The organism is Psychrobacter sp. CAL346-MNA-CIBAN-0220 (assembly GCF_040309805.1).
GTDB lineage: Bacteria > Pseudomonadota > Gammaproteobacteria > Pseudomonadales > Moraxellaceae > Psychrobacter.
Genome location: NZ_JBEOPF010000759.1, coordinates 1 through 234, shown reverse-complemented (window position 1 = coordinate 234; position 234 = coordinate 1). Strand labels below are relative to the sequence as shown.

The window sequence follows — 234 nt, the reverse complement described above, 5'->3', positions numbered from 1 at the left end:
GGCCTGATTGGAGGGGTGGGCGGCGGCTGGCTGTTCAGTCGCTTCGGTTCGCGCAAAACCATGCTCTGCATGGCGGCGGGGGCGTTGGCCTGCTGCGCTGCGCTGATGGTAACGCCGTTGCAACCTGCTGCGAATTCGCTCCCTATCATCACCGTTAGCCTGCTGCTGCTCGGCCTCTGCGTACCGGGCACACAAGCAATCCTATTCGTGCTGGCGGCGCAGATATTCCCTACC

1 protein-coding gene is annotated in these 234 nt (G+C 63.2%); it reads right to left on the bottom strand.

Features of this window, described 5'->3' with window-relative positions; all coding sequences use genetic code 11:
• Window positions 1-195, bottom strand: a 195-nt coding sequence (locus AAEY88_RS15575) for a hypothetical protein (RefSeq protein ID WP_350563848.1), incomplete at its 3' end; no start/stop codon positions are given.
• Between the last annotated feature and the right edge of the window lie 39 nt (window positions 196-234).